At 52.5% G+C, this 26,844-nt stretch carries 18 protein-coding genes; 9 read left to right on the forward strand and 9 right to left on the reverse strand.

What is annotated here, in order from left to right:
• Positions 1-283: 283 nt before the first annotated feature.
• Both FMR86_RS19900 and FMR86_RS19905 read right to left on the reverse strand, forming a co-directional pair.
• Entirely contained in the window at positions 284-502 is a 219-nt protein-coding gene (locus FMR86_RS19900; RefSeq protein WP_163353168.1) for a YtxH domain-containing protein, read from the reverse strand.
• Between the two features lie 158 nt (positions 503-660).
• On the reverse strand, positions 661-4,362 hold the full coding sequence (locus FMR86_RS19905) for a DUF748 domain-containing protein (RefSeq protein ID WP_163353169.1): 3,702 nt from the start codon (positions 4,360-4,362) through the stop codon (positions 661-663).
• A 160-nt stretch (positions 4,363-4,522) separates the two neighbouring features.
• Here FMR86_RS19905 and FMR86_RS19910 point away from each other — a divergent pair, with 160 nt between their 5' ends.
• From FMR86_RS19910 to FMR86_RS19925, 4 genes are all read left to right on the forward strand, one after another.
• Positions 4,523-5,125: a DUF4390 domain-containing protein gene (locus tag FMR86_RS19910; protein ID WP_163353170.1), complete on the forward strand. Its 603-nt coding sequence runs from the start codon at positions 4,523-4,525 to the stop codon at positions 5,123-5,125.
• Positions 5,126-5,138: 13 nt separating this feature from the next.
• Entirely contained in the window at positions 5,139-7,331 is a 2,193-nt protein-coding gene (locus tag FMR86_RS19915) for a PAS domain-containing sensor histidine kinase (protein WP_163353171.1), read from the forward strand.
• A 110-nt stretch (positions 7,332-7,441) separates the two neighbouring features.
• A complete protein-coding gene (locus tag FMR86_RS19920; RefSeq protein ID WP_239057311.1) occupies positions 7,442-8,461 on the forward strand; it encodes an HD domain-containing phosphohydrolase in 1,020 nt (339 codons plus the stop codon).
• Between the two features lie 12 nt (positions 8,462-8,473).
• A complete protein-coding gene (locus FMR86_RS19925; protein ID WP_163353172.1) occupies positions 8,474-9,865 on the forward strand; it encodes a sigma-54 dependent transcriptional regulator in 1,392 nt (463 codons plus the stop codon).
• Here the strand turns inward: FMR86_RS19925 and FMR86_RS19930 are convergent.
• The 4 genes from FMR86_RS19930 to FMR86_RS19945 form a co-directional block, all read right to left on the reverse strand.
• Positions 9,853-11,403 (reverse strand): sensor domain-containing diguanylate cyclase, encoded by a 1,551-nt coding sequence (locus tag FMR86_RS19930; protein WP_163353173.1) that lies wholly within the window; start codon positions 11,401-11,403, stop codon positions 9,853-9,855. The two genes, FMR86_RS19925 and FMR86_RS19930, sit on opposite strands and share 13 nt — an antisense overlap.
• Positions 11,404-11,612: 209 nt before the next feature.
• Positions 11,613-12,314 carry a carbonic anhydrase gene (locus FMR86_RS19935; protein WP_163353174.1) on the reverse strand — a complete coding sequence of 234 codons (702 nt, stop codon included), beginning with the start codon at positions 12,312-12,314 and terminating at the stop codon, positions 11,613-11,615.
• 268 nt (positions 12,315-12,582) lie between these two features.
• On the reverse strand, positions 12,583-13,575 hold the full coding sequence (locus tag FMR86_RS19940; RefSeq protein WP_163353175.1) for a lysylphosphatidylglycerol synthase transmembrane domain-containing protein: 993 nt from the start codon (positions 13,573-13,575) through the stop codon (positions 12,583-12,585).
• A 2-nt stretch (positions 13,576-13,577) separates the two neighbouring features.
• The gene (locus FMR86_RS19945) at positions 13,578-16,286 is read right to left on the reverse strand and encodes a bifunctional acetate--CoA ligase family protein/GNAT family N-acetyltransferase (protein WP_163353176.1); all 2,709 of its coding nucleotides are present in this window, start codon (positions 16,284-16,286) and stop codon (positions 13,578-13,580) included.
• Positions 16,287-16,474: 188 nt separating this feature from the next.
• On the opposite strand from FMR86_RS19945, the gene acs reads away from it, so the two are divergent.
• The 3 genes from acs to FMR86_RS19960 all read left to right on the forward strand — a co-directional run bounded on the left by acs (position 16,475) and on the right by FMR86_RS19960 (position 21,556).
• The gene (gene acs / locus FMR86_RS19950) at positions 16,475-18,463 is read left to right on the forward strand and encodes an acetate--CoA ligase (RefSeq protein ID WP_163353178.1); all 1,989 of its coding nucleotides are present in this window, start codon (positions 16,475-16,477) and stop codon (positions 18,461-18,463) included.
• A 3-nt stretch (positions 18,464-18,466) separates the two neighbouring features.
• Positions 18,467-18,919, forward strand: a complete 453-nt coding sequence (locus FMR86_RS19955; protein WP_163353179.1) for a pyridoxamine 5'-phosphate oxidase family protein — start codon at positions 18,467-18,469, stop codon at positions 18,917-18,919.
• A gap of 102 nt (positions 18,920-19,021) precedes the next feature.
• On the forward strand, positions 19,022-21,556 hold the full coding sequence (locus tag FMR86_RS19960) for a cache domain-containing protein (protein WP_163353180.1): 2,535 nt from the start codon (positions 19,022-19,024) through the stop codon (positions 21,554-21,556).
• Between the two features lie 112 nt (positions 21,557-21,668).
• Here FMR86_RS19960 and FMR86_RS19965 read toward each other — a convergent pair whose 3' ends face one another.
• Genes FMR86_RS19965 through FMR86_RS19975 form a run of 3 tightly spaced genes read right to left on the reverse strand, consistent with a single transcriptional unit; the run spans position 21,669 to position 24,018 of the window.
• On the reverse strand, positions 21,669-22,421 hold the full coding sequence (locus tag FMR86_RS19965) for a hypothetical protein (protein ID WP_203545043.1): 753 nt from the start codon (positions 22,419-22,421) through the stop codon (positions 21,669-21,671).
• A 50-nt stretch (positions 22,422-22,471) separates the two neighbouring features.
• Positions 22,472-23,215 carry an adenosylcobinamide-GDP ribazoletransferase gene (locus FMR86_RS19970; RefSeq protein ID WP_163353181.1) on the reverse strand — a complete coding sequence of 248 codons (744 nt, stop codon included), beginning with the start codon at positions 23,213-23,215 and terminating at the stop codon, positions 22,472-22,474.
• Positions 23,200-24,018, reverse strand: coding sequence for an S-adenosyl-l-methionine hydroxide adenosyltransferase family protein (locus tag FMR86_RS19975; RefSeq protein ID WP_163353183.1), 819 nt, complete (start codon positions 24,016-24,018; stop codon positions 23,200-23,202). Before FMR86_RS19975 ends, FMR86_RS19970 begins: the two co-directional genes overlap by 16 nt.
• Before the next feature lie 253 nt (positions 24,019-24,271).
• Here FMR86_RS19975 and argS point away from each other — a divergent pair, with 253 nt between their 5' ends.
• Positions 24,272-25,915 (forward strand): arginine--tRNA ligase, encoded by a 1,644-nt coding sequence (gene argS, locus FMR86_RS19980; protein WP_163353184.1) that lies wholly within the window; start codon positions 24,272-24,274, stop codon positions 25,913-25,915.
• A 21-nt stretch (positions 25,916-25,936) separates the two neighbouring features.
• The gene (locus FMR86_RS19985; RefSeq protein WP_163353185.1) at positions 25,937-26,671 is read left to right on the forward strand and encodes an SPOR domain-containing protein; all 735 of its coding nucleotides are present in this window, start codon (positions 25,937-25,939) and stop codon (positions 26,669-26,671) included.
• Positions 26,672-26,844: the final 173 nt, after the last annotated feature.

The raw sequence follows: 26,844 nt of genomic DNA on the forward strand, positions 1-26,844 counted from the left end.
TTTAATTGACGCTGGCAAAGCTCATAAAGTTGCGATGGTCGCATCAATGAGAAAGTTACTTGGCATTTTGAATGCCCTAATTGCTAACGACCAATATTGGTCTGAGCAGCCTGCGTAGCTTGACTTTTGCCACCGTTGCTCCGGCGGCAAAAGGGGAAGGGGGAACTTTTGCTACCGCCAAAAAGTTCCCCCTTCCCCTTTTGAATCACCATCCCCCTCAAAACGCGTTGGTAGGTGAGTAACGCGTCAACAGGGACGAGTAAAAAAATCAATTATCCGAGACTTAATTATCCAAGCTCTCCTTGGCCTTATCCAAAGCCTCCCGGGCTTTATCCTTAGCCTGACCGCTCATTTCATCCATTTTATCTTTGGCCTGTTCCATGGCCTGATCAAACTGCTTGCCGAGCTTTTCGCCCGCACCTTCGTTATCTTCACAGCCGGAAACAACAGCCATAACGGCAACCAGACAAAGTGCGTAGATTACTTTTTTCATCCAATTCATAAGATACCTCCGAATATATTCCGTAAATTTTCACAACCCCAGCGGCGAAGCCCTAATAAAAGTTTTTGAAGAGTCCAGAGAAACTTTTTCCAAAAAGTTTCTTTGGCCGCCGGAGGCAAACTCATTTCATCAAAAGCGCAAAGCGCATCAAATCTTCCTTATTGCAATCCCAACTCAACACGCGGCCCGGCACCTTTTCCGGTGGCGGACATGCCTTTCAAAAACACACGTTCAGCTCCGATGCCGGACTGCTCGACCAAAATAGTCCGCACCAGTTCTGCCCTTTTCCGGGCAAGTTCGGCCAACTGCGTGTCGGTAATCTTGATGTTATCACGCAGGGCCTTTTCCATATCAGGAACAGGCTGGGCCACCACTATGCCAAGGAAGTTTGTGGGTCTCTCAAAGGTCGCATCCTTATAGGCCGTTTCCAGATATTCAGGATATTCTTCCTCGCTGACCACTACTTCGTCAACAGATTCAGGCGCGTTTTCATCACCTTCAAGATCGAGAAATTTGGGCATAGCCACCTGCCTGCGGAACTCGGCTTCTTCCATGGCCGGGATATCTTCCGGCGCGGTGAAGCCGCTGATCTCAAGCTTGAGCCCCGGTCGTTCGGTCATGGCCTTGGCAACAGACTCAACCTTGGCCTGCTCACCTTCCTTGAAACCGTCCTTACCCGGCTCAAAAGCCATTACATCCATGTCCTCACCGCCGCCGAACATTGAACCGATCAACGCAAACGGTGAAGTTACGACTTTAACCAGCAGATTGACGATGGCCCGGCCGATAACCCGACCCAGCTTGAACTGCGGGTCGGAGAGGTCGCCTTCAACAGGGATGTCGAGGCGGATATTACCGCTGCTGTCCTTAAGCAGGGCCAGCCCGAGACCGATGGGAATGCTGGGAGCGTCGGGATTGTCGACCTTCTCACCCACCTCAAACTGGTAGATGTCGAAAACGTTATCCACGGCAATCAATTTGCCACGCAGCTTGACCCCCACATCGGAACTGAGCATCCCGGTACTGACCGGATAGGCGATGAACTTTTCGGTGTAAGGCGAGAGCTGGGTCATATCCAGATTGGCAAGGGATATGTTGATGTCGGTATCCGCACCTTCGGTTGTGGGCTGCAAAAAACCTTCCGCCACCAGCGGTGACTGCTTATCAAGGGTGGCATTAAAAGAAAGGTCGGTGCGCTGCCCGTGCGGCAGTTCAAGACCGCGCACAGCAGAACGCATTTTGGTGATGTCCAGCTCAAAGGCCGGGGAAACGGCGTAATCCTTGAAAGTGACCGTGCCGTTGCTCATGAAAATTTTATCTATAAAAATATTGTTTTCTTTTTTCTCTTCAGCTGTGGGAGCCTGCAATTCGGCAACTCCGTCAGCAGGGGCAACGCCATCCAACTGAGCCACTTCAGCCTTCTCCGCTGCCTGCTCGGCCTGCTCTTCCACAGCTTCTTCGTTCACGGGTTCGGCCCGCTTCCCGGTCAGCATGCGGGCAACGTTGAAAGTGCCATCCTGCTCGCGCTCAAGATTTGCCTGCGGAGCCAAAACAGCAATGGAACCGACCTTGACCTTGAGCGGTGCGGAGCGGAAATCGATCTCACGTACGGCCAGATCATCCATATGGAAAAACTGCTTATTGCCCTGATTATCGCGGATGAGCAGGTCCTTGAGCTGCACCTTGCCCTGATATCCGGCTGAAGGTTCGTTTGCAGCGGAAAAATTCCAGTTCCCGTTCACATCAATATGTCCACGGGCGATATTCAACTGCATTTCGGGCGGCAGGTAGCCGTTAAAATCACGCAACCGCAGCTTGCGGACCCGCACACTGCCTTTGCCTTTCAGGGATTGCGGTCCGGCCTGACCGCTGACTTTGATGGAACCGCGCTTGTTGACCAGAGCGGAAAAATCCAGCCTGAGGGGGGTCTTTTCCGGATAGGTCAGCCCGTTGACCCCGATGGTGATATCGCTGATATCGGTGACAGTCTTTTTAGTGGCTGCCCTGTCGGTGAATTCAAATCCTGAATTCCTGAGACTGAACCTGTTCAGGGCCACCTGCCACGGTTCACCCTCTGAATCAGAGGACTCAGTTGTTTCTGCGGAATCATCAGGCTCTTTGGCAGGAACACCGAGCTGCTTGGACTTGGCATTCTGCTGATGTTTTTCAATCTGCTTGAGCAGGTCAATTCCTTTTTTGTCCCGCATGAGCTTGATGAGCAGCTTGTTCAGATCAATGGAATCAATGACCACGGACTTCTTGTTCACGTCCACGGTGCCGTTGGTCATGGCAAATCCGCCGAGACCGATCAGGGTCTTGCCGCCGCCCTTTGGTTGCAGGTTCAGACCGTCAACATTGACCCGGATATTTTGCAGCCGCATGGTCCCGTTCTGCGCAGCAAAACTGAAATAACTGCCCAGCCCGACCTTGCCTCCGGCAACATCAAGAGGCAGGGGATCGTCCAGATAAGCATGGTAGTCCGGTATATCCAGATCTTCCAAAGCCACAGAACCGTTTACAGCAAGGGGCACAACACTCATGCCGCCCTGTCCGCTGATGATCTCGGTGGCATTGGAACCGATACGAAAATCCCACGTTCCGGCCGCATTCTCAGCCGTACTTACGTTTCCGGCATGAACCATGATCGGGCCGATTTTCTTGTTGAATCCTTTGCCGAAAGCATTGTCTGTAAAATCCACCACCCCGCCTTGAAGCTTGAAATCCTTGACCAGCGCGGCCAGTGCCGGGCCTCCTTCAGCCTCGGTTCCGTCTTCGGCCTTTTTAGATTCCTCACCGGCTTCAATGGACGGGGCAAGGTAGTCAAGCAGATCCGGGCTGCCATCTTCCTTTAGACCGACTTTGAGATAAGGATCATTCAGCCTGATGGAGGAAATCTTGACCAGACGTTGTAAAATGCTGACCTCTTCCAACTCAACATCAAGATCAGTAAACTTCAGCAGGGAAGGGCCTTTTCTGGCAGCAAGGTCGAATTTGGAAATATTGGCCTTACCGCTGATGAGCACCCGCGGCAGCAGGGAATCTCCGCGCTCAAAGGAAAGGACCAGATCGGAACTCAGGCTCCCGCTTTTAAGCTCGGTGGTCTCGTAGATGGGCAGATAAGGCCAGTATTCGGCCAGCTGCGCGTTTTTGAGTGAAAAATCGAACTCAGTACGCAGGCTCTGGTTGAAGGGCAGGGTATGACCCTTCATGACAAAAGGCGTTCCGTTGATGACCATATTGAGGGTCGGATGAACCTGTTTCTCATTATCCCGGCTCAGGGAAGAGGTAAAAGGAACATAAAGATCAAGCCCGGCAATCTCGTGACGCACATCGCGAACTTTGTCGTAAACCCTGCAGGTTCCGTTGGTGACATCCAGATCGCGGACAATGAAGGGAAACATGGACTTTTCTGCTTCAACTTCGTCCTTCTGCGGTTCCTCCTCCACATCCCCTTCCGGTATAAGGTCGGAAACGCTGCTGCCGCCCCGGAAAATAGATAAGTCCACCAGCGGATCGACTATCCTGATCTGGTCCAGAATCAGGGAAAGCCGAAAAATGGAAAAAGAATCAAAATTGAGGTTAAACTGCTTGAAGGCAAAAAGATTACCTTCCCCTTCTTTTTTGCCGATGGCAAAACCTTCCAGACAAAGATCAAGGGTGTAGGGATTAAAAGCCACCCGCTCGATCTGCACCGGCCTATTCAATACTTCCGGCAACTTGGCAAGAGCGACTTTCTTGAGGGTGAAAGGAATCAGCAGAAAACCGACGAGAGTGTAAAATATAAGCACTCCGGCAAAAACCACCCCGGCCTTGCCCGGACGATTCAACCTGTTCCATTGTTCTCGAATTTTATTGAGCATGTGATTATACGACCTCCGCTATGGCTCCGATCTATCATTAGTACATCATTATGATCCGAAAAGACAGTTTCATATCAATTGTAACATGCCGCAATCATAGTGTTGAACAAATGATTGGCGGCTGGTAGGTTAAGCCCGGAAAGGGAGGAATATAATTCTAATGAAAGCGGAAACATCAATGATCAAGGCCCGGCAGACCGCTCTGCTCTCCACAGCGTGGAGAGGGCTGTGCTTGTGGCTGGCTTTTCTTTTCCTTCCCGCAGCAGCACAGGCCAGTTCCCTGCAGCTTAAAAACATGGTCCTGGACAATCAGGCCGGATCAATCATGGCCCGCTTCGGCATTGAACTCATTGCCGACGCACAGGTGGAAGAAGCCCTGCATAACGGCATCAAACTCAAGCTGATCTGCAAAGCCTCCCTGTACGAACATAAAGATATCTGGCTTGATTCGGAAATGGCCGGCAAGACCTACACCAACAAATTATACTTCGACTCCCTTTCAAACCTGTTTGTGCTGGAAAAACAAGGCAGCAACAAAATCTTCAAAAACAAAAGTTTGAGTATCCTGCTCCGCGAAGAATGGAGAAACATCATCCTCGATCTCGGACCATGGTCGACCCTGCAAAGGGGCGAACGCTACAATCTACGGCTCAAGGTCCGCCTTGACCGCACCGAGGTTCCGGCATGGCTCCGGAACACCCTTTTCTTCTGGTCATGGGATATAATCCCCGCCGCAACCTACCAATTGGATTTCACCTATTGATTTCAGGGACGCCATGACCGAACAGAACATCAAAATAAGTGTGCCGGACACCAAGGAACGCAAGCGCAGGCAGCGCGAATATTACATTGCCTTCTTCTGCCTGATGGTTTTTGTGGGGCTGGGTTTTGTGCAGCTGAAGTACATCGGGGTCAACTCCTACCTTTTCGTGGGGCTGTTCAACCTGAACTTCATCCTGTTGCTCATCGTCCTCTTCATCGTGGTCCGCAACGGGGTCAAGCTGCTGCTGGAGCGACGGCGCAGGGTGCTGGGCTCCAAGCTGCGAACGCGCATGGTCCTCTCCTTCATGTCCCTCTCTCTTGTGCCGACCCTGCTCATGTTTTTCATGGCCATGCAGTTTGTGCAGATTTCCGTGGACTACTGGTTCAAGAATCAGGTTGAGGAATCCATGGTCCAGTCCCTTGAGCTGGGCCGGGCTTTTTACGCCTCGGCGCAGGAAGGACTGGAACGGCGCGGAGACAACATCCTCGAAACCATCAAGGAAAGCCGCTACGCATGGGGCGGTAAATCCATGAAAAAATTTCTGGGCAAAAAACTGGGTGAATATGACCTAGGACTGCTGGGTGTTATCCGCCCGGACCGCAAAAAAATCAACTGGTATTCACAAGGATCGTGGGACAAGGCATGGTCGGAAATCAATGCCAAAGTGGACTGGGAAGACATGAAAAAGAACCCCCGCTTCTGGTCCACCATCCACCCCATGCCGGGCAACGACATGGTCATCGGCATCCTGCCCGTTGACGATGGCAAGACCGGATTTCTGATCATCGGGGAAAACATCGGGCAGGGACTTCTCTACAAGCTGGACCGGGTTGTGCGCGGCCTTGATGAATACAAGCAGCTCAAAACCCTGAAATACCCGCTCAAGATGAGCCTTTACCTGACGCTGGGCGTGACCACCCTGCTGATTATCCTCGGTTCCATCTGGTTCGGGTTCCGGCTTTCCAAGGAGCTTTCCGCGCCCATTCAGGCTTTGGCCGCAGGTTCGCAGCGCATTGCCCGCGGTGACCTCACAGTGCGTCTTGAAGACCGCTCCGACGATGAACTGGGCTTCATGGTCCAAAGCTTCAACCGCATGGCCGAAGACCTTGAAGACAGCCAGAAAAGCCTGAAAACCGCCAACGACCGGCTGGCCCAGCAGAATCAGGAACTGGAGCGCAGGGGCCGCTACATGGAAGCGGTACTCAACAACATCACTGCCGGGGTTATCTCCCTCAATGAAGAAGGGAAAATCAGCACCGTCAACTCGGCCATTGAAGAAATGCTGGGCATTGAAGCCCGCTTTGTGCACGGCAAAGACCCGCTGGCCCTGCTATCCGAAGGCGATCTGGCCTCGCTCATTGCCGAAGCGCGCTCGCATATGGCCACCAGCCCATATTCGCAATGGCAACGCCAGCTCTCCCTCACCGTGGAAGGACGGCACAGAAAATTTCTGGTCAACGTAGTGGCCCTCAAGTCCGGGGAATCCAGCACCGGTATCGTGGCTGTTTTCGAAGATATTACCGAGCTGGAAAAAATGCAGCGCATTGCCGCATGGCGCGAAGTCGCCCGGCGCATCGCCCATGAGATCAAGAACCCGCTTACACCCATCAAGCTTTCCGCCCAGCGGCTGCAGCGTAAATTCGGTCCTGAGATCGAAGACAATGTCTTCCGCGAATCCACGGACCTGATTATCTCGCAGGTGGAACATCTGCAACAGATGGTGCAGGAATTCTCCGCCTACGCAAAACTTCCGGAAGTGCGCCTTGTGCCGGATAAAATAGCCCCTCTGCTGGAAGAGGTGGTCAGCATGTACCGCAACAGCCACAGCAACATCAACTGGTCCCTCAGTTATGACGGAGAACTTCCGCAACTGGAACTGGACCGCGAGGCCATGCGCCGAACCCTGATCAATCTGCTGACCAATGCGGCGGAAGCTCTGGACAACTGCGAAAACCCGGCGGTAACCGTCACTGCCATGCACGACGCCACTCTGGGCTGGCTGCGCATTGAAGTGCAGGACAACGGTCCCGGACTTTCCGCTGACGAACGCTCACGCATGTTTGAGCCGTATTTCTCCAGCAAAAAAAGCGGCACCGGGCTGGGGCTGACCATTGTCAAATCCATTGTTACCGACCACCGGGGATTCATCAGAGTTAAGCCTGCCGAACCGCACGGGACAATATTTGTGCTGGAACTGCCGACCTGATATATTTTCCGTTATGCTTGCCTGATACTTATAATATCGTTTAGTATACTACCTTATAGTCGCAGCAGTGCTTTTATTCTATACACTGACCAGCAACAAACGGATTTTACATGATTTCATATTCTGAAAAAAAAGCAGAAAACAAACTTCCTCCCCGCATAATGGTTGTGGAGGATGAAGCTATTGTTTCGCTGGATATACAGGGACGGCTCAAAGCCCTCGGTTACCATGTGGCCGGATTGGCCTCTTCAGGAGAGCAGGCCGTGCAGGAAGTAAAAGAATGCAATCCGGACCTGATCCTCATGGACATCATGCTGGAAGGGGAAATGGACGGCATTGACACCGCCGCCATGATAAACAGGACCCAGAGCATACCCATAGTCTACCTGACCGCCTATGCGGACAACGACACCCTGAAACGGGCCAAAATCACCGAGCCTTTCGGCTACATCATCAAGCCCTTTGAAGACCGGGAGCTTAACCTGACTATTGAGATGGCTCTCTACAAACACCACACGGAAAGCGCTCTCAAAGAAAGCCTGAGACAGATGAACCGCATCTTTGATGAAACAGTGGTCTCCCTGACCGCCATGTCCGAGAAGCGCGACCCCTACACCTCCGGACACCAGCAGCGGGTGGCGGAACTGGCCTGCCGCATAGCTGTAAAAATGGAACTTTCTTCCGAAACAATAAACAGCATCAGAATCGCAGGAATCCTGCATGATGTGGGTAAAATTTCCATCCCGGCGGAAATCCTGTCCAAACCGACCCGGCTGACCGACCTTGAATTCAACCTGATGAAAACCCACTGTGAAGCCGGATACGAAATCCTCAAAGGAATTTCTTTTCCTTGGCCCGTGGCCCGGATAGTGCTCCAGCACCATGAACGCCTCGACGGCAGCGGATACCCCAACGGCCTGAGCGGCGAGAGCATCCTGCAGGAGGCCCGGATTATCTCCGTGGCTGATGTGGTGGAAGCCATGAGCTCCCATAGACCCTACCGTGCAGCGCTGGGATTGCCCAAAGCCATGGCCGAAATTGCGCGCGGACGGGGAACATCGTATGATCCCGAAGTGGTTGATGCCTGCACACAGCTGATTGAAGAAGACAATTTTTCTTTTGATACCTAAACGGAACAATAAATGAGTAAAAGCATACTGATTGTGGATGACGAAGACGGCATCAGGTATTCCCTGCGCGGAATCCTTGAAGATGAAGGTTTTGAGGTCAGCGAAGCGGAAAGCGGGGAACTGGCTCTTGACCATCTTGCCGATGATCAGCCCGACCTTGTTTTTCTGGACATCTGGCTTCCGGGCATGGACGGCCTTGAAGTTCTTGAGCGGGTCAAAAAGGAATGGGACTGGCTTCCGGTGGTCATGATCTCCGGCCACGGCAACATTGAAACCGCAGTCTCGGCCATCAAAAAAGGTGCTTTTGATTTCATTGAAAAACCGCTTTCCCTTGAGAAAGTGGTCATCACCGCTGAAAAAGCCGTGGAATTTTCCCGCCTGCAATCGGAAAACAAGGCCCTGCGCACCCGTATTGCCGCAGAACAACCGGCAAAACTGACCGGGGATTCCGAATCCATAGCTTCCATGCGCGAAGTTATCGGGCAGGTTGCCCCCACTGACGCATGGGTACTCATTACCGGGGAAAACGGAACAGGAAAAGAAATCGTGGCCCGGTCCATTCATTCCCAGAGCCAACGCTCGGACAAGCCCCTTGTAGCAGTGAACTGTGCTGCCATTCCCGAAGAACTGATTGAATCGGAACTCTTCGGGCATGAAAAAGGAGCCTTCACCGGAGCTGAAAAAGCACAGGAAGGTAAATTCGAGCTGGCTGACAACGGCACCCTGTTTCTGGATGAAATCGGTGATATGAGCCTGAAGACGCAGGCAAAAATCCTGCGAATCCTGCAGGAACAGCGTTTTGAAAGAGTCGGCGGCCGTAAAACCATCAATGTTGATGTACGCGTTATCGCGGCCACCAACAAAGATCTCTTTCAGGAAATCAAGAACGGAAATTTTCGCGAAGACCTTTATTACCGGCTCAAAGTTTTCCCGCTTGAAGTACCGGCCCTGCGCGACCGGGCCGGGGATATCGCCATGCTCATCGGGGAATTCATCACCCGCCTGACCCGCCAGCACGGATTCAAGGCACTGACTTTCACCGATCAGGCCCTGAAAGTGCTGACCGCATATTCATGGCCCGGCAATGTCCGTGAACTCAAAAATTTCGTGGAAAGAATGCTGATCATGTACGGCGGCAAAGAAGTTGGCCCGGACAAACTGCCCCCGGAAATCGCAGACGGACCGCGCAACGAAAGTGCAAATCCTGATCAGGAGCAATTGCCCCTGCCTCTTCCTGAAGGTGAAGTGGATTTCAAGAAGGCCCGTGCTGATTTTGAAGCCCAGTTCCTTGAAGCCAAACTGCGTGAATACAAAGGCAACGTTTCAAAACTTGCCGAGGCCGTGGGACTGGAACGAAGCTCCCTGTACCGCAAACTCAAAGCCTACGAGATTCAGGTGGACTGATCTTCCGGTTCACAAATTTCAACCATGACACAACCGTCCTTACCGTTTTTCTTGGCACTGTACATGGCCGAATCGGCAAGTTTGACCAGAGTCCCGGCATCTCCTCCGTGCAGGGGAAAAAGGGCGGCTCCGGCACTCAGGCTGATCTGCACGGACTTCTGACCCAATTTAACCGGAACAGACAACTCTCCATAGATCTTGGAACAGACTTCCTTGAGCCGGGCCGGAGTTCCCACTTCCGGAAGCAGGACCGCAAATTCATCCCCTCCCAAACGGGCCACGGTATCTGATTTACGCAAACTTTTTTCAAGCAGACGGCTGACAATTATCAACAGCTCATCTCCGGCAGTATGCCCGAGATTGTCGTTAATCTTCTTGAACCCGTTCAGATCAATATAAACAAGGGCAAAAGCCCGCCCGTACCGCTCCGCCTCTCTGATCATGGTTTCCAGACGATCAAAAAACAGCTTGCGGTTAGGCAGTCCGGTCAGGGAATCATGCATGGCCATGTTGATCAGCCGCTCCTGATAAATCCGCCTTCTGGTCAAGGCCATGGCTACGGCCAGAGCCCCGGCAGCCACAACCACAAAAAGAATTGCGCCCAGCATCAGCATCCCCGAAAGCAGCTGGCTGGAACCTCTTGAAATTACCGCTTCAGGCATGTGCGAAACCAGCACCCAGAAATATCCGGCAGAGCTGACCATCATCCTGCTGGGCAAATAAGGTCCGGCGGCACCGGTACTGGAACGGTACCCCTCGCGCAGGGGATGGATGGTCGTAAAAGTAAACAGCCCGTTATCAGTACAGAACTGCCCCTGCTTATCCTTGAGTATACGCTTCCATTCCTGCGGATATGCGTTGGTAAAAGAAACATCTTTCCTCTCAGGCAGCATAAACCCCCATTCGCTTTCCCGGTCCGGCCCAATGAGCCAGTACCCCTTGGAATTAAGCATCATTTTCACACTTGCAGAAGAAGCATCAATTCCTGAAATACGTTCGAAAAGGTCCTCGGCCAGATAGTTGAATATCAACACTCCGTCCTTGTTGCCCTCAGCATCAAAAATCGGAGTCCCAAACCTGATCATCGGTTTGAACGGCTTTTCAACATGGCCGCGCTCAATGTTCAAATCAAGGGGAGAAATAAAAACTTCGCGCTCATCAAGAGCAATGCTGTCTTCAAAGTAATAACGCCGGGACTTATCCTGAAGTTTTCCTTCAAAAACTACCCAGGGATCACCTTTATTATAGTTTACTCTTACTTTTTCCTTTCCTGATTTATCCAAAAAAACCACATGATTGTATTTCTTTTTACAAAACAAAAAATTGTAGAACTCTTTTTCGAGCCAATGCCTTTCCCCATTATCATCGGAATTGCAAAAATCAGTCAGAGCTGTCTGTCCGGCAAGAAAAAGAAGATCGCTGACAATAAAGTCAAAACTGTCTTTGGTTACTTCTTCCTGAAGATTCACGGAGGCCTGTTCCCGCATCTTCATCTGCTCTAAGTGGCTGTTGTTCTCGGCGTGGTAAAACACACACATAATACCGGCCACCATACTGCCCGACAAAATAAAAATCAGAGCAAATAGTTTCAGACTCTTTCTGAAAATATGACTATGTTCTATTACCATTCGCTCTTACCGCTCCGCAATAAAATATATAATCTAGATACTTACACACAAAAAAAGCAACCTCGCACTATAAAACATAGCACGAGACTGCCTTAATTTAACAGGATTTTTTACTGTTTTTATGGACCGAGCCAGCGAACCGCACCGGTGTCAGTATCGTAAACAGCTCCCATAAGCTGTGCCTTGCCCGAACGGACCTTCTCAAGAATGGCCGGACATTGCCCCAGTATTTCGCGCATCACCTGACGCACATTGGTCTCCGCCACCTTATCCGCCAGTTCCCCGCCCTTGAGCGAGGGGTAGAGCACACGGGTCATTCTGATGGACGGTTCGAGCTTGCCCAGCAGCTGTACCAGATGTCCTTTTAATTCCACTTTATCAATGGCCGCCCTGATGAGAGTGGAACGGGTATGGCCCATGACCACCAGCAGCGGGGTTTCAAGGGCCAGCATGGAATATTCCACCGAAGCAAGAGTATCGGTTCCGGCCACATTTCCCGCAAGACGCACGGTAAAAAGATCACCCAGACCGCGGTCAAAGATAAGTACCGGGTCAACCCGCGAATCTGAAGCGGTAACCACCGTGGCAAAAGGATTCTGCCCCTGCAGGGCCAGCACCTTGCGCTGGTGGGAGGTCTGGTTGGGGTATACGCTGCTGCCTTTCACAAAACGCAGGTTGCCTTCCATAAGCAGCACCAGAGCCTGATCGGCACCCATCTTCTTTGCTGAGCCGGAAGCGGCGGTTCCGTTAAAGGCTGCGCAGGGCGCTCCTGATAAATTAAGCAGAAATGCAATGGTGAAAAATATGAACAGGTTCTTCAATGAATGCTCCGCCGTTTGCAATTTTTAAACGTTATAAAAGGACCATACATAGCGTAACCATGTTTATGCAAGGGGAGGCGGATAATTTACTTCGTGACAGTCTGTAAAGTTTTTCCGCCGCAGGTCGATCAGATATGCAAGACATCAATCGGGAGGGTGTCAGGAACAACCTGCAAAAGACAGGGTTCCTTAAAACCATGTCCGGTCCTTCACTCAGGTAAGCCTTCGCAAGAACGTTTTTACCTCACTGAACGGCCCGACATGGTTTTTATTTTTTTGAACGCATGAGAAAAAACAACCCGCTCAGGCTGAACAGGGTGGTCCAGATTCTATACATGAGATAGATAGATGCCCCGGCGGTAACAGTTCCGCTTGAAACCAGAAAAAGCAGGGTCTCAAAGGCCGCTTCATTGACCCCCAGCCCGGCAGCAGGGGCAGGGATGATCCCGGCCAGAAAAGAAAGGGGGGTGGCAATAAATATTTCATTAAAATCCGGAGACTGCGGCAGGTTCTGAATCCGGGAAAGCAGGTAAATAGAAAAAATAAAAGCAAGTTGCTGCAAGGCCGTCAATCCTGCGATCCGCAAAACAGTCATGACTGAATTGCGGTAGAGCAGCAGAGCAGTGACAACCTCCCCGATCTTTTCGCCAAGTTTCGAACCCCTGAAAAATCTGCTCTGTCCGGATTCGGAAACACCCAGATGCATCAACAGCGGAAACCCGATCAGCAAACCCAGCCAGACCAGACCGAACAGGACCAGCACAGGTTGAACAATTATCTTTAATTCAGATGAATGTTCCAGCTGCGACCAGTTAATAATTACCCCCAGACTGCTGATGGAAAGCAAGCTCATAAGACCGATAATACGGTCCACAATAATGGCCGCCCCGATTTTCGCGCCCTGACCGGTAATACGGACGGTGTAAAAATAGCGGGCCACATCGCCGCTGGCGGCTCCCAGCACGCATTGAATAAAAAAATACATTATGGCCGAAATCCTGAAACTGTCCTTCAGAAAAATGGACAATCCGGCCCCTTTCAGCAACTCCATATAACGAAAAGCAGCCACCCCCATCCCAAAGGCGATAAGCACACAGGCCGCAATAAGAAGCGGGAGGGATTCAGTATCCACCGTCAGATATTCAAGGCGGATTCCCCCGGACTTAACCAGCCAGAAAAGAAGTCCCCCGGCGAGGAGGACTTTAAATACGTTGATTACAAGAGCCTTGCGGCGACTTGTTGCAGGTTCTGGAAAAGTCAAATCTACTCCGTCCCATCTTCCAGCTTGGTGCAGTCCAGACGCATTTCAACAAGATCCTCATCATAATTCTCGTTTATCTCGAAACCGAATTTGCGGGAAAGGCCCTGCATGGCCTTGTTTTCAAAAAGAGTCTGCCCCACCAGCCAATGGGTGCCGCGTTCTTTGGTATAACTGATTATCTTATGAAAAAGCATGGAACCGAGCCCGGTTCCCTTAAGATCGGAACGGACCACAATGGCGAACTCCGCCTCGGAATTATCCGGCTTGGTGGAGGTGCGCACCACGCCGAGTGTTTCAGGATTTCCCTCTTCATTCATGGCCGTGGCAATAAAAGCCATCTCGCGGTCATAGTTGATCTGAGTGAAGCGGGACATATCTTTATGGTCGAAATCCCGGCGAACCACCCCGAAAAAGCGCATACGCATATCTTCATCGGAAACCCGGGCCAGAAACTCATAATGCGCAGGCTCATCTTCCGGACGGATGGGGCGCAGGGTGACCTGCCTGCTGTCACGAAGCACCACGCATTCTTCCAGTTCACGCGGGTAGGGCCGGATAGCCAGCTGCGGGCAGTCCTCCCGGCACTCGGCCACCAGAATCTTGGCTCCGAGAGCCAGCACTCCGGTGTCATCCCCGTAAAGGGGGTTGATATCCAGATGCACGATCTGGGGGATATCGATAAACAGCTGCGAGACCTGTATCAAGGTCAGACAAAGATCGTCAATGTCCGCAGGGGGCTGGGTTGGAGTTCCCGAAAGCAACCGCGAAATACGGGTCCTGCTGATCAGTTCGCGGGCAAGGCTCATATTCAGCGGAACCATGGCCACGGCCTGATCGCGAACCACCTCGCGGGTCATGCCCCCGTGCCCGAAATGGATTATCGGCCCGAAGGTGGAGTCCGCGGATGCGGAAATAAAAAGTTCGTGCGCGCCCAGCCTGCGGCCCATCTTCTGGACTGTGAATCCTTCGATATATGCGTCCGGACGCTGACGATTGACGCGGGTGAGCATGGTCGCCGCCGCTTCCCAGACCTTTTCCGTACTTTCAAGGTCAAGGACAACCCCGCCCACATCATAAGGCTGGTTGATCTGCGGGGAACGGATTTTAAGGGCCACCGGGCAACCGATCTCATCAGCGGCAATGACCGCCTCGCGGGCGGAGACAGCCACCTTTGTCTCAACCACGGGCAGACCGTAAGCAGCAAGAACCTTGCGCGCTTCCGGCTCATTAAGCTCCTGCCGCCCTTCGGAAAGGGCCTTGTGGACAGTCTCGCGGGCGGTTGTGGTATCCGGGAAAAAGTCCGTAGGCAATGAATCAGGGGTTTCTGTAAGCAGCTCCTGGTTGCGCTGGTACTCGGCCATATACATGAAAGCCCGCACAGCCTGATCTGCGCTCTCATATGTGGGAATGCCGTGCTGGGAAAAAATCTTGCGGGACTTGCGGGACATGTCTGATCCCAGCCATGAGGTCAGCACCATGCGCCGGACCCTTTTCAAACCCTTGGCAAGAACTTCCGCCACTTCGACGCTGGTAACTCCGGCAAAAGGCACATGGACCACCAGCACGGCGTCCACGCCCTTGTCTTTGATCAGGATTTTGAGAGCATCGAGATATTTCTGCCCGGAGGTGTCGAATTTGATGGTCACCGGATTGGAGCCGGACCACTCACCGTCAAAAACATTATCCAGCTTTTCCACTGTTTCTTCAGAAAGACTGGCCAGCTTTCCGCCCCTGCGGATCAAACCGTCAGCAGCGGTAAGCCCGGCACTGGTGCCGTTGACGATGATAGCCAACCTGTTGCCGCGCACGGGCTGACGCAGACTGGCCAGAGTCTGGGCCGCATCAAACATTCCGTCAATCGTCTGCACCCGCAGCATTCCGGCCCGGCGGAAGGCCACATCATAAACTTCTTCGGCACGGGCGATCATGGCATTATCCAGACGGGCCAGCTCCTGAGTCACCTGCTGCAGGGCCTGTCCCGGACGGATGGCCAGAACAGGTTTATTACGCGAGGCAGCCCGGGCCGCGGACATAAAATCACGGGCATCGTTGATGGATTCAATGTAAAGAAGGATGGAACGGGTCTGGGCATCGGAGCCGAGATAATCAAGCACATCGCCGAAAGTGAGGTCGATGCGGCTGCCCAGCGAGACCACGTGGGAAAAACCGATATCATTGGTGGCCGCCCAGTCCAGAACCGTGGGGATAAAGCTGTCCGACTGGGAAACAAAAGCAATCTTGCCCGCTTTAGCCGGAAGAGGCGCAAGGCTGGCATTAAGATTAAGTGCCGGAACCATGAAGCCGAGACTCTTAGGGCCGAGAATACGCATCTGCGGGGAATTGGCCGCCCGGAGCAGGTCCGCACGCAGCCTGATCCGCTCTTCTTCGGGAATGGCACTGAATCCCGGACCGATCAGGGCGCAGGCTTTGACCCCTATCTCACTGAGCTTCTCAATTAACGGCGGACAATCCTGAAGGGGCAGGCAGATCACCGCAAGGTCCGGAACCTTGGGCAGGGCTTCCACGTCCTTATAGGTCAAAACCCCGGCAATGGCTTCGGCATCAGTGCAGACCGGCATAACCGGACCGAGGAATCCCCCGCCCATAAGGTTACGCATGACAATGTTCCCCGCATTTGCAGGGTCATTGGTTGCACCGATAACGGCCACTGATCCGGGCTGAAACAGGTATTCCAGATTAATAATGCTCATGAATGCCTCTTGTTAGGGTTCCCGCTGCATATCCACCTACAATTATACATACCCGCTGACAAGGGAGCATATCAAGCAGAAAGCTTCAACTCTCCCCGCAAAGCTGTTCAACCCGGCTGAAACAGCGTATATGAACAGTAGAAGTGCACACAACCAGCATAAATTAATGAGCCGGAGCCGGAAAAAATATGAGCGACAACACAATTGAAAACCTGATGAGCGAACAGCGCACCTTCGATCCCAGCCGGGAAATGGAGCAGAAAATACTGGATCAGGCCAATCTGACAGCAGAAAAATATGAACAAGCCTGCCGCATGGCCACAGATAGCCCCGAAGAATTCTGGGCTGACCGGGCACGGGACCTGCTGCACTGGACACGTGATTTCCGCACAACACTTGAATCCGACCCTGAAAAGCATGAATATAAATGGTTTTCCGGCGGAAGGCTCAATGCTTCATACAACTGCCTTGACCGCCATCTGGAAAACGGACGCCGCAACAAAGCCGCCCTGATCTGGCAGGGAGAACCGGAGGAAGAAGTCCGGGTCTTCACCTACCATATGCTGCACCGCAAGGTCTGCCGCTTTGCCAATGTGCTCAAAAAAATAGGCGTTTCCAAGGGCGACCGGGTAGCCATCTACCTGCCCATGGTTCCGGAACTGGTCATCTCCATGCTGGCCTGCGCCCGCATCGGGGCAGTGCATTCTGTTATTTTCGCCGGATTTTCCGCAGTCAGCCTGCAGAACCGCATCATTGACTGCGATGCCAAAATTTTAATCGCTGCCGACGGGGTTTTGCGCGGGGGCAAAAAAATCCCCCTGAAGCGCAATGTGGATGAAGCCCTTTTTGAATGCCCTTCGGTGGAACAGGTCATCATGGTCAAACGCACCGGGGATGAGATTGATTTCATCGAGGGCCGCGACACCTGGTGGCATGAGGAGATTTCCGGGCCGGATATTGAAGATTACTGCAAGCCGGAATCCATGCGTTCCGCTGACCCCCTTTTTATCCTGCACACCTCCGGCTCCACAGGAAAAGCCAAGGGTGTTGTGCATTCCACAGGCGGATACATGACCGCCACCGCCCACACCACCCAATGGGTTTTCGACCTGAGAGATGACGATGTGCACTGGTGCACCGCCGATATCGGCTGGATCACCGGGCACAGCTACACCGTATACGGCCCGCTTGCTCTGGGGGCCACCACCCTGCTTTTTGAGGGTGTGCCGACCTATCCCCGACCGGACCGCTACTGGGAGATCATCAACCGCTACGGGGTGAATATATTTTATACCACCCCCACAGCCCTGCGCGCCCTAAGGCGTGAAGGTACTCAGTGGACCGAAAAATACGATCTCTCCACCCTGCGTATCCTCGGTTCCGTAGGCGAACCCATCAACCCCGAAGTCTGGATCTGGTTCCACGAACATGTGGGCAAAGGCAAACTGCCCCTGCTGGACACCTGGTGGCAGACCGAAACAGGATCCATACTCATCTCGCCCCTGCCTTATGTGGGCAAGCTTAAACCCGGTTCCACCGGAAAGCCGCTGCCGGGCATCAGCGCGAAAATCGTCAACAGTGACGGCAGTGACGCCGAAGCCAACGAAGGAGGGCATCTGCTGATAACGGAACCATGGCCGGGCATGCTCACCGACATCCACAATGACCGGGCAAGGTATAACCGGACCTATTTCGAACGCTTTCCGGGCAGTTACGAAACCGGGGACGGCGCAAGGGTTGATGAAGACGGCGACTACTGGATCATGGGCCGCCTTGATGACGTTATCAATGTTTCCGGGCACCGGCTGGGCACCACGGAAATCGAATCCGCTCTCATTGCCCACCCCGATGTGACCGAAGCCGCTGTGGTGGGTATTCCCCATGAAATCAAAGGCCAGACTGTCTACGCATACGTGACCCTGCGCAGCGGCCTTGATGAGGATGACGAAATGCGTACAGTTCTACGGGAGTGGGTCAGCCAAAAAATCGGGCCTATTGCCGTGCCTGAAACCATCCAGTTTTCCGAAGGGTTGCCCAAAACCCGTTCCGGCAAAATCATGCGCCGTATCCTGCGCCGCATCGCGGTGGGTGAAAACGACCTCGGCGATACCACCACCCTTTCCGATGCATCGGTAATCGCCGACCTCATTGAAGGACAAAAGGAACTTTTCGAGTAAGCCATGAACAAAAGTGCGCAACTTAAAGATTGTCAGGAACTCATCAGTGAAAACAGCATCCTCGTCCTTGCCACGCAGGGAGAAGACGGCGTGCATACATCACTGATGGCTTATGCCGGATCTGCGGATTGCAATGAAATCTACATGATCAGCAGCAGGAACAGCCGCAAATGGAAAAACCTGTCCCGGTATCCGCAGGTCAGCCTGCTCATAGATGACCGGGACCAAAAACTTTCCGGCAGACGCAATGAGATAAAAGCCCTGACCATCAAAGGAACATTTATCCCGGTTGTGGATAAAACCGAAGAAAAAGCTATCCTGAAGCAGATTGCCGGGGCTGTCCCGGCAATTGCTTCGGCTTTTTCCGGGCCTGAAAACTCTATCATCCGCGTCAAGGCGGAATCATTTCTTCTTTTAGACGGTCCGCAAAACGGATTTTACATCGACCTCAACTGAAATAGCGACCTCCCGGATTCCAAATAAATTTACCGTTCCATTTAACTATGGTATATTTCTAACCATAGAACCAGACTCTCATCATTCTGGCCGGGGGAACGAATGTTCAAATCCATGAAGGCAAGCCTGCTTTTCTTTGTGGCCGGGCTGGTCATAGCGACCACAGCCGGGCTGACCTACTTTGCCCAGCGCACGGTTACCAAATCCTTAATGGAATCTGAATTCATGCATGCGCAGGCCATTGTGGACGCCGCCTATCTGGAGGTCAGCAATGAATACCGGAGCATTGTTTTTTCTGAAAAAGCAGCCATTGCAGCCCGCAAAAAGCAGCTGCGCAACATAGTCGGCATCTCCCTCGAACTTATCCGTTTTAATTACGATAGATTCAAGCAAGGCATTATCAGCGAAGCCGAAGCCAAGAAGCTGAGTATCGAGCAGATTAAAAACATGCGCTATGACAGCGGAACCGGATATCTCTGGATCAACGATGACACAGCCCCTGTGCCGCGCATGATCATGCATCCGACTATCCCCGCGCTGGATGGTAAAGTCCTTGATGATCCCGGTTTCACCGGGGTCAGGAACAGTAAGGAAAACCTCTTTTCAGCCTTCCGCAAAATCTGCGAAATACACGGTTCAGGCTTTCTCGAATACCTCTGGCCCAAACCCGTTGCCGAGGGATTAAGCAAGGAGCAGCCCAAGCTTTCCTATGTTGAAATATTTAAGGAATGGGGCTGGATAATCGGCTCCGGCGTCTACATGGACGACATCAATAAGGAAGTGAACAAAAGAATCCGGGCCGTGCTTCAGGAGCTTCGGGTCAGCTTCGGAAAAATAAAGGTCGGTAAAAACGGATACATATTTCTTTTTTCCGGGAAGCCGGACCTTATCATCCATCCTAAGTATGAAAATATCCCCATTGCTGAACTTCTAAATCCGGAAACAGGCAGGCCGATCTTTCAGGAATTGATGGAAGCTGCCCATACAGATGGCGTTTTCGAATATCTTTGGGATAAACCCCCGCGCAACTCCGGTGATTTCACCTTCCGCAAAAGAGCCTACATCAAATACTTTGAACCGCTGGACTGGTACATCTGCTCCTCAGCCTACATGGATGACCTTGAACAACCAGGATTGCAGCTCAGGAACAGGATCATCATATTCTCCATCGGGGTGCTGGCACTGGCACTGATCTTTGCCACTCTCCTCTCCGCCAAGGTGGCCCAGCCGCTGATGAAGCTGACCGCGGCAGCAAGAGCCATCCGTGAAGGAGGCATGTCCGACACTGAAATTCCACAGGAAGGCCCAACGGAAATCAAGGAACTGGGTACGGTCATAAGCCAGATGCTTGATTCCATTCAGGGTGCTATGCGGGATAAGGAACAATTGCTGGAAGCCCTTGAAGACGGCAACAGGCAGCTTTCCGCCAGCAACTACCAGCTTGAAATCAAGATCAAAGAACACGCACGGGTGGAGCGGGAACTCATCAAGCTGCGCAACCACCAGAAAAATATAATCGACTCCATGCCTTCCATACTTGTGGGCGTGGACAGTGGCGGAGCCATTACCCTGTGGAACAAGGGGGCCGCCAAGGCTACCGGACTTGATTATGATAATGCAGCAGGAAAACAGTTGGAAACCGTTTTCCCCATGCTGGCAAAAGAGATTGAAAAAGCCCGCAAGACCATCCTTTCCGGCAGGACTGAGCAGAAAGTCAGGGTTCCGCGCATTGTGAACGGCGAAACCCGCTATGAAAACATCACCATCTATCCGCTCATCAACAACGATTATGACGGGGCGGTTATCCGGCTTGATGACGTGACCGATAATGTTCGCATTGAGGAAATGATGATTCAGACCGAAAAAATGATGTCTGTGGGCGGGCTGGCCGCAGGTATGGCCCATGAAATAAACAACCCCCTCGGCGGCATATTGCAGGGAACCCAGAACATAGAACGCCGACTGCTCCCCGGACTGCCTAAAAATGAACATACTGCCCGGCAGCTGGGAGTCAGCCTAGAAAACATCAACAAATACGTTGAAGAACGCGGGGTGCTGAAAATCCTATCCGGAGTCCGCGAATCCGCCACCCGGGCAGCTGCAATCATCACCAATATGCTCAACTTCAGCCGCAAAACCGATGTGCACCGCACTTCCTGCCAGCTTGATGTGCTGGTCGACAGTGCCATTGCTCTTGCGGCGCAGGATTATGACCTTAAGAAAAAGTATGACTTCAGGCAGATTGAGATAGTCAGGAACTATGAAGAACACCAGCCCTACGTGGTCTGCGCACCCACGGAAATTGAACAGGTACTGCTTAACCTGCTCGGCAACGCAGCCCAGGCCATGACGGAAAACAAAACGGAAAAACCGAAAATAGAAATCAAAATATGGCTGGAAGGGGAATATGTGGCCACATCCGTTACGGACAACGGTCCGGGCATGGAAGAAGATGTACGCAAACGAATTTTCGAACCGTTCTTCACCACCAAGCCCAAGGGTGTAGGCACCGGGCTGGGGCTTTCCGTTTCCTACTTCATCATCACTGAAAACCACCACGGCAGTTTCAGTATAGAATCAACTCCGGGCAACGGAGCAAAATTCACTTTCAAGCTGCCTGTTGCTTCTTTAAGATAAAAAGATGCCTCCGGCGGCTCTCCGAGGGCCAGAGAAACTTTTTGAAAAAAGTTTCTCTGGACTCTTCAAAAACTTTTAATAAGCTTCGCTGTGTAGAATCACCAGCCGACCTTTAGAAACCACATTCTCTGTTGAGCACGCCGAGCAGTGTGGATGCTATTGAGTTGCAGAAATATTCCAGAAAATCCGTACCCATCTCAGGATGGAAACGGTCTTCGGAAGCATCGTGGATGGCGAAAAGGCCGATCAGTTTTCCGGGATTGTATTTATCCCGCAGCCCGAAAGCAAAACAGGACCCGCCAATATCCGGACTCATATCAGGATCACCGAAAAAAACATCCGGGCGCATCATCCGTGCAATAGGCCCCAGAAAAACACGGTTGGGACCATCGCTCAAAGTGGCATCAATATAACGCATGCATCCTTTCATGTAGAAAGTCGGAATTTCATCCCCCAGTTCCCCGCCGCAGAGTTCGCGGTCCAGAACAACAGCCACCCGGTCCAGATCAAGTTCAGTGGCGATGCCCTGCAACATCTCCTGCAATCCATTCAATGATTTCAAATCATTGACATGCTGCAGGGCTTTACCGAACTTGCTGAACAGCTGAAAGTCAGAACTGTGAACGGAGTATACTTCTTTGAGTTTGGCCTCCAAAACTCCGATACGCTCGTCTTTTTCCGCCGCATCAGCACGTTTACCCAGCAGTTCATCTTCCTGCGAAAGGCACCCGTCGCGGGCATAGGCGTAATTCTCGTAAATTTCCTGAGCAATAAAATCAGCCTGCTCTTCCCTGCCCTCTTTGAGGAGCCGTTTGAGCAGATCAAGCTGTTGGCCGAATTTTTTCAGTGAAGGCAGGTTATCCATGAATTATCCCGTGCAGATTAAAAATTTCTCTGAAAACAGTGCCTTTCATATCAATTCAATGCACAAAATGCCAGCAGTCCGGCCAGTTCCGCCAGCACCACTGCCGCGCCCAGAAAATCCCCGTTGGCCCCGCCGACCCTTTTCGCCAGCCGGAACAGGAACAAAATCCCACCCCCGGTAAACAGATAGCCAAGTCCCTGCACTGCCGGACTAACTGCAAACAGCCCCACAAGCAGTGTCGTCAACGCAGCCACTCCGATGGAAAATCCATCAGCACCGTGCATGGACAATCTGCCCTGTCCCGGCCTTGCCAAGGGTTTGCCGACCATGGCCATAAACGCATTGCCCAGCCTGCCGAGCACGAAAACCCAGACCACGGCCCCGAAGGCTCCGGCTTCATAAACATAATAAAAACAGACCGTTTGCCCCAGCCCTGCCAGTACCAGAGCAAGCACCCCGAACACACCGGAGCAGCTGTCTTTGATAATCTTCCAGAACCGCACCGGGTCCGGGTAAGGTCCGGCCCCGTCGGCAATGTCCGCAAAGCCGTCAAAATGCAGCCCGCGGGTCAGGTAAACCGAGGCGGCCACAGTCAGCCATGCCTGTATCCAGAATTTGCCCGCAAACAAGCCCAGCCAAAACGGACAGACGATGACCATACCCAGTACCAGCCCGCTGAGCGGCATCCACTTTACTGTACGGCCTATGTCTTCTGCTTCAATCTCCATGACCGGGCCGATGCGGGTCATGAAACCGAGGGTGATTAAGATGTCTCTTACTAATCTTGACCGCACTGTGTGCTCCACTTCAAAGTTAAAACATCCCCCGGCTCAAGGCCCAGCATTTCCGAGGCTGCTCCGCGATTGAGGGCCAGTTCGTAGTAGCCTTGGCTCCCCGCTAAAAGCCCGGTGGCTCCGGCCTGCAGCTCGGCGTAGCAGCAGACCCGTTTTACGCAGGTGTTGTCATTACCGGAGAGTAGTTGTTCTTCTGGGATGGTCATGCGTTCGGGCATGGTCTGGGTATCCGGGATGTTGAGTACAAGATTGCCGAAACGGTCTTTGTGCAGGATGGTGGCCTCCACGCCGTCTTCCAGCCAGACGGGTTTGTTGATGCCGCTGCGGATCATGTTCCGCAGAGGCAGCTTGGGTCCGAGCGACTCAAGGGAGGTGCCCGCGGCTATGGATGCGGCAAGGGGTGAAAAAATATCCCGGCCATGGAAAGTTGCGGAGCTGTGAATTTTTGCGGCGGCCTCGCTTAAGTCGGTGACTATCATGGTTCCGGCAAAGCGGGTTTCAGCCAGTTCGAGCACTCCGTTATCCGGGGCGAGGACAATCTGTTCCCCGAATTCGGCGGCGATTATTCTGCGGGCACTGCCTACGCCGGGATCAATGACAGTGATAAAAATGGTATCTGCGGGAAAATGTTTCATGGCCGCAGCAAGGAAGAACGCGCCCTGCGCAATGCAGAACGGCTCCACCCCGTGGCTGACGTCTATAATACGGGAATCCGGGGCCTGAGCTGCCAGCACCCCTTTCATCTGGCCTACGTAGGGATCATCTAGCCCGAAATCAGTCAAAAGCGCGATGGTTCTGCTCATTAATGCGACCTCCTGTATTTCCCCTTTGTACGCAGCTATTTTTTGCTGTATTAAAAGATTTGGCAATAAAGAATTGTATTTTTCGACCTGTTTTGCAGTAATAATATTTTTTCCGGCCCCTAATGAGGCTTGGAAGCTGTAAAGAAAGATGATAAGCGAAGCATGCGCAAAGCTACGAACAGCCCGCAGAAACAATATAAAACCAACCGCAATGGGCTGTCTGATATAATTCCATAAGGAGATTTCATCCACCATGAAAGCTAAACAACATCTTGAAAACGTTCTCGGTTCCATTCTCGAAGCCAAAGGCTGGGAATGGCCGGAGAAGGCTGTTATCGAGCCTCCCAAAGATAAAAAATTCGGCGACATGTCCGCAAACATCGCCATGATGCTCTCCAAGCAGGCCAAAATGAATCCCCGCGCCATTGCGGAAGCGATTCAGGGAGAACTGGCCGGAGACAAATATATTGAAAAAGTTGATATTGCCGGACCGGGCTTCCTCAACTTCACTTTTTCCTCCGCCTTCTGGCAGGCACTGGTTCCTGAAGTGCTGGCCAAGGGCGCGGACTACGGTCGCAGCGAAATCGGCAAAGGCACCAAAATTCAGGTGGAATACGTTTCCGCCAACCCCACCGGACCGCTGCACATCGGCCACGGTCGCGGTGCCGCTCTGGGAGATTGCCTTGTACGCATCCTTGAGTTCACCGGATATGACGTGGAAGCTGAATACTACGTCAACGATGCCGGACGCCAGATGCTCATCCTCGGCAACTCCATCTGGGTCCGCCTCCAGCAGTCTCAGGGCCGCGACATTGCCCAGCCCGAAGATTTCTACAAAGGAGAATACATCAAGGACCTCGCCGCCGAAGTACTGGAACGCAATCCCGGTATCCTCGACATGAGCGAAGACGAAGCCGTCGCCATCTGCCGCGAATACGGTAAAGATGAAATTCTTAAAGGCATCAAGAAAGACCTCGCCGCCTTTGATGTACGTCACGATGTCTGGTTCTCCGAAAAGAGCCTTGTTTCCGCAGGCAAGGTTGATGAAACTTTCGCCGACCTCAAAGAACGCGGCATGGCTTACGAAGAGGACGGCGCGCTCTGGTTCAAATCCACCGAACTGGGTGACGACAAGGACCGTGTACTGCGTAAATCCAACGGAGACCTGACCTATTTCGCTTCCGACATCGCCTACCACGATGACAAATATAAACGCGGTTTCGACCTCGTAGTCGATATCTGGGGCGCGGACCACCACGGCTACATCCCCCGCATGCAGGCTGCTGTGGAAGCTCTCGGCAAGAAAGGGCAGCTTGATGTAATCCTCGTACAGCTGGTTAACCTGCTGCGCGGCGGTGAGCAGATCGCCATGTCCACCCGTGCCGGTAAATTTGAAACCCTCGAAGACGTGGTAAACGAAGTGGGCCGCGACGCATCCCGCTTCATGTTCCTCTCACGCAAGAGCGACAGCCCTCTCGACTTCGACCTTGAGCTGGTCAAACAGAAAACCATGGACAACCCGGTCTACTACGTACAGTACGCCCATGCGCGTATCTGCTCCGTAATGCGCAAGGCCGCAGATCAGGGTATCGCGGTTCCTGCGGTTGATGCAGCTCCCCTCGCCGGGCTGACCAACGATGAGGAACTGAATCTCATGAAGCTCATGGACCAGTTCGCAGACGTTGCTGAAAATGCAGGCAAGAACATGAGCCCGCACGTAATCAGCTACTACCTGCGCGATCTGGCCAGTGCTCTGCACAGGTTCTACTCCATGCACCACATCCTTTCCGCTGATAAAGATGTGATTGCCGCCAGACTGGTTCTGCTGCAGTCCGTTGCGCAGACCCTTGCCAACGGCCTTAGCCTGCTCGGAGTTTCCGCTCCCGAACGCATGTAATAATTTAACGGAGTTTCCATCATGGCTGCACCCAAGAAAAAGAAGAAAAACGCTCCCGGTCAGGAAAAGACATTCACCTTTACCTTCACCATGCCTGAGGTAATCGGGCTGTGTGCCGGGGGTGTGGCCGCCCTGTGCGCCTTCTTTGTACTGGGAATCCTGCTGGGCCGGGGCTACCAGCCCGAAAAGGATATGCCCGAAATCGCCATGATGCTGCCCTCTCAGGCAAGCAACGCATCCGGCGAGGTAAAAGGCGGAGTGCTCAAGCCCGAAGAGCTGGACTATATCGACCAGCTCAAGAAAAAGCCTGAGCCTGCTGTGCAGCCGCAGAAAGAAGAGCCGAAAAAAGAAGTGGCCAAGGTTGAAAATAAAGACACTTCGGTAAAAATATCCAGGTCTGTTAAGACAGCATCCTCAGCAGCAGCTAAAAAAGCAGTGGAAACAGCCACAGCGCAGCAGGTCGAAGTGGACCCCCCGGTGGAAATAGACAATCCCGTGGAAGTTGATGCGCCGCAGTACAACTATATCTATCAGGCCGCATCATTCGGAGATAACGCAAGAGCGCAGACCTTTGCCGACAAGCTCATCGCAAGTGGTCTTGATTCCTACGTGGAACCCGGAAAAAGCGGAACCCGCACATGGTACCGGGTCTTTGTCCGCCATACCGGAACAGCTGATTCAACGAGCGGCATGAAGAAAGTGCTCGCCAAGTACGGCATTAAGAAGCCGCTCTTGAAGAGTAAGAAAGCGATCTAAATGGAAAATCCCGGAAGCATCAGCTTCCGGGATTTCAGATTGCTGACAAAGTCCTCGCCTTTTGGTGAGGACTTTTTTATATTGTTTGCATGTTAAAAAAGCCTGAGCAAAAGCAAGTCACTGTTGAGTTGGTTACGATTGAAGAATTGGTTCCTGAGAACCATTTACTTCGA

Origin of the sequence: Desulfovibrio sp. JC010 (assembly GCF_010470675.1) — a bacterium.
Lineage (GTDB): Bacteria > Desulfobacterota > Desulfovibrionia > Desulfovibrionales > Desulfovibrionaceae > Maridesulfovibrio.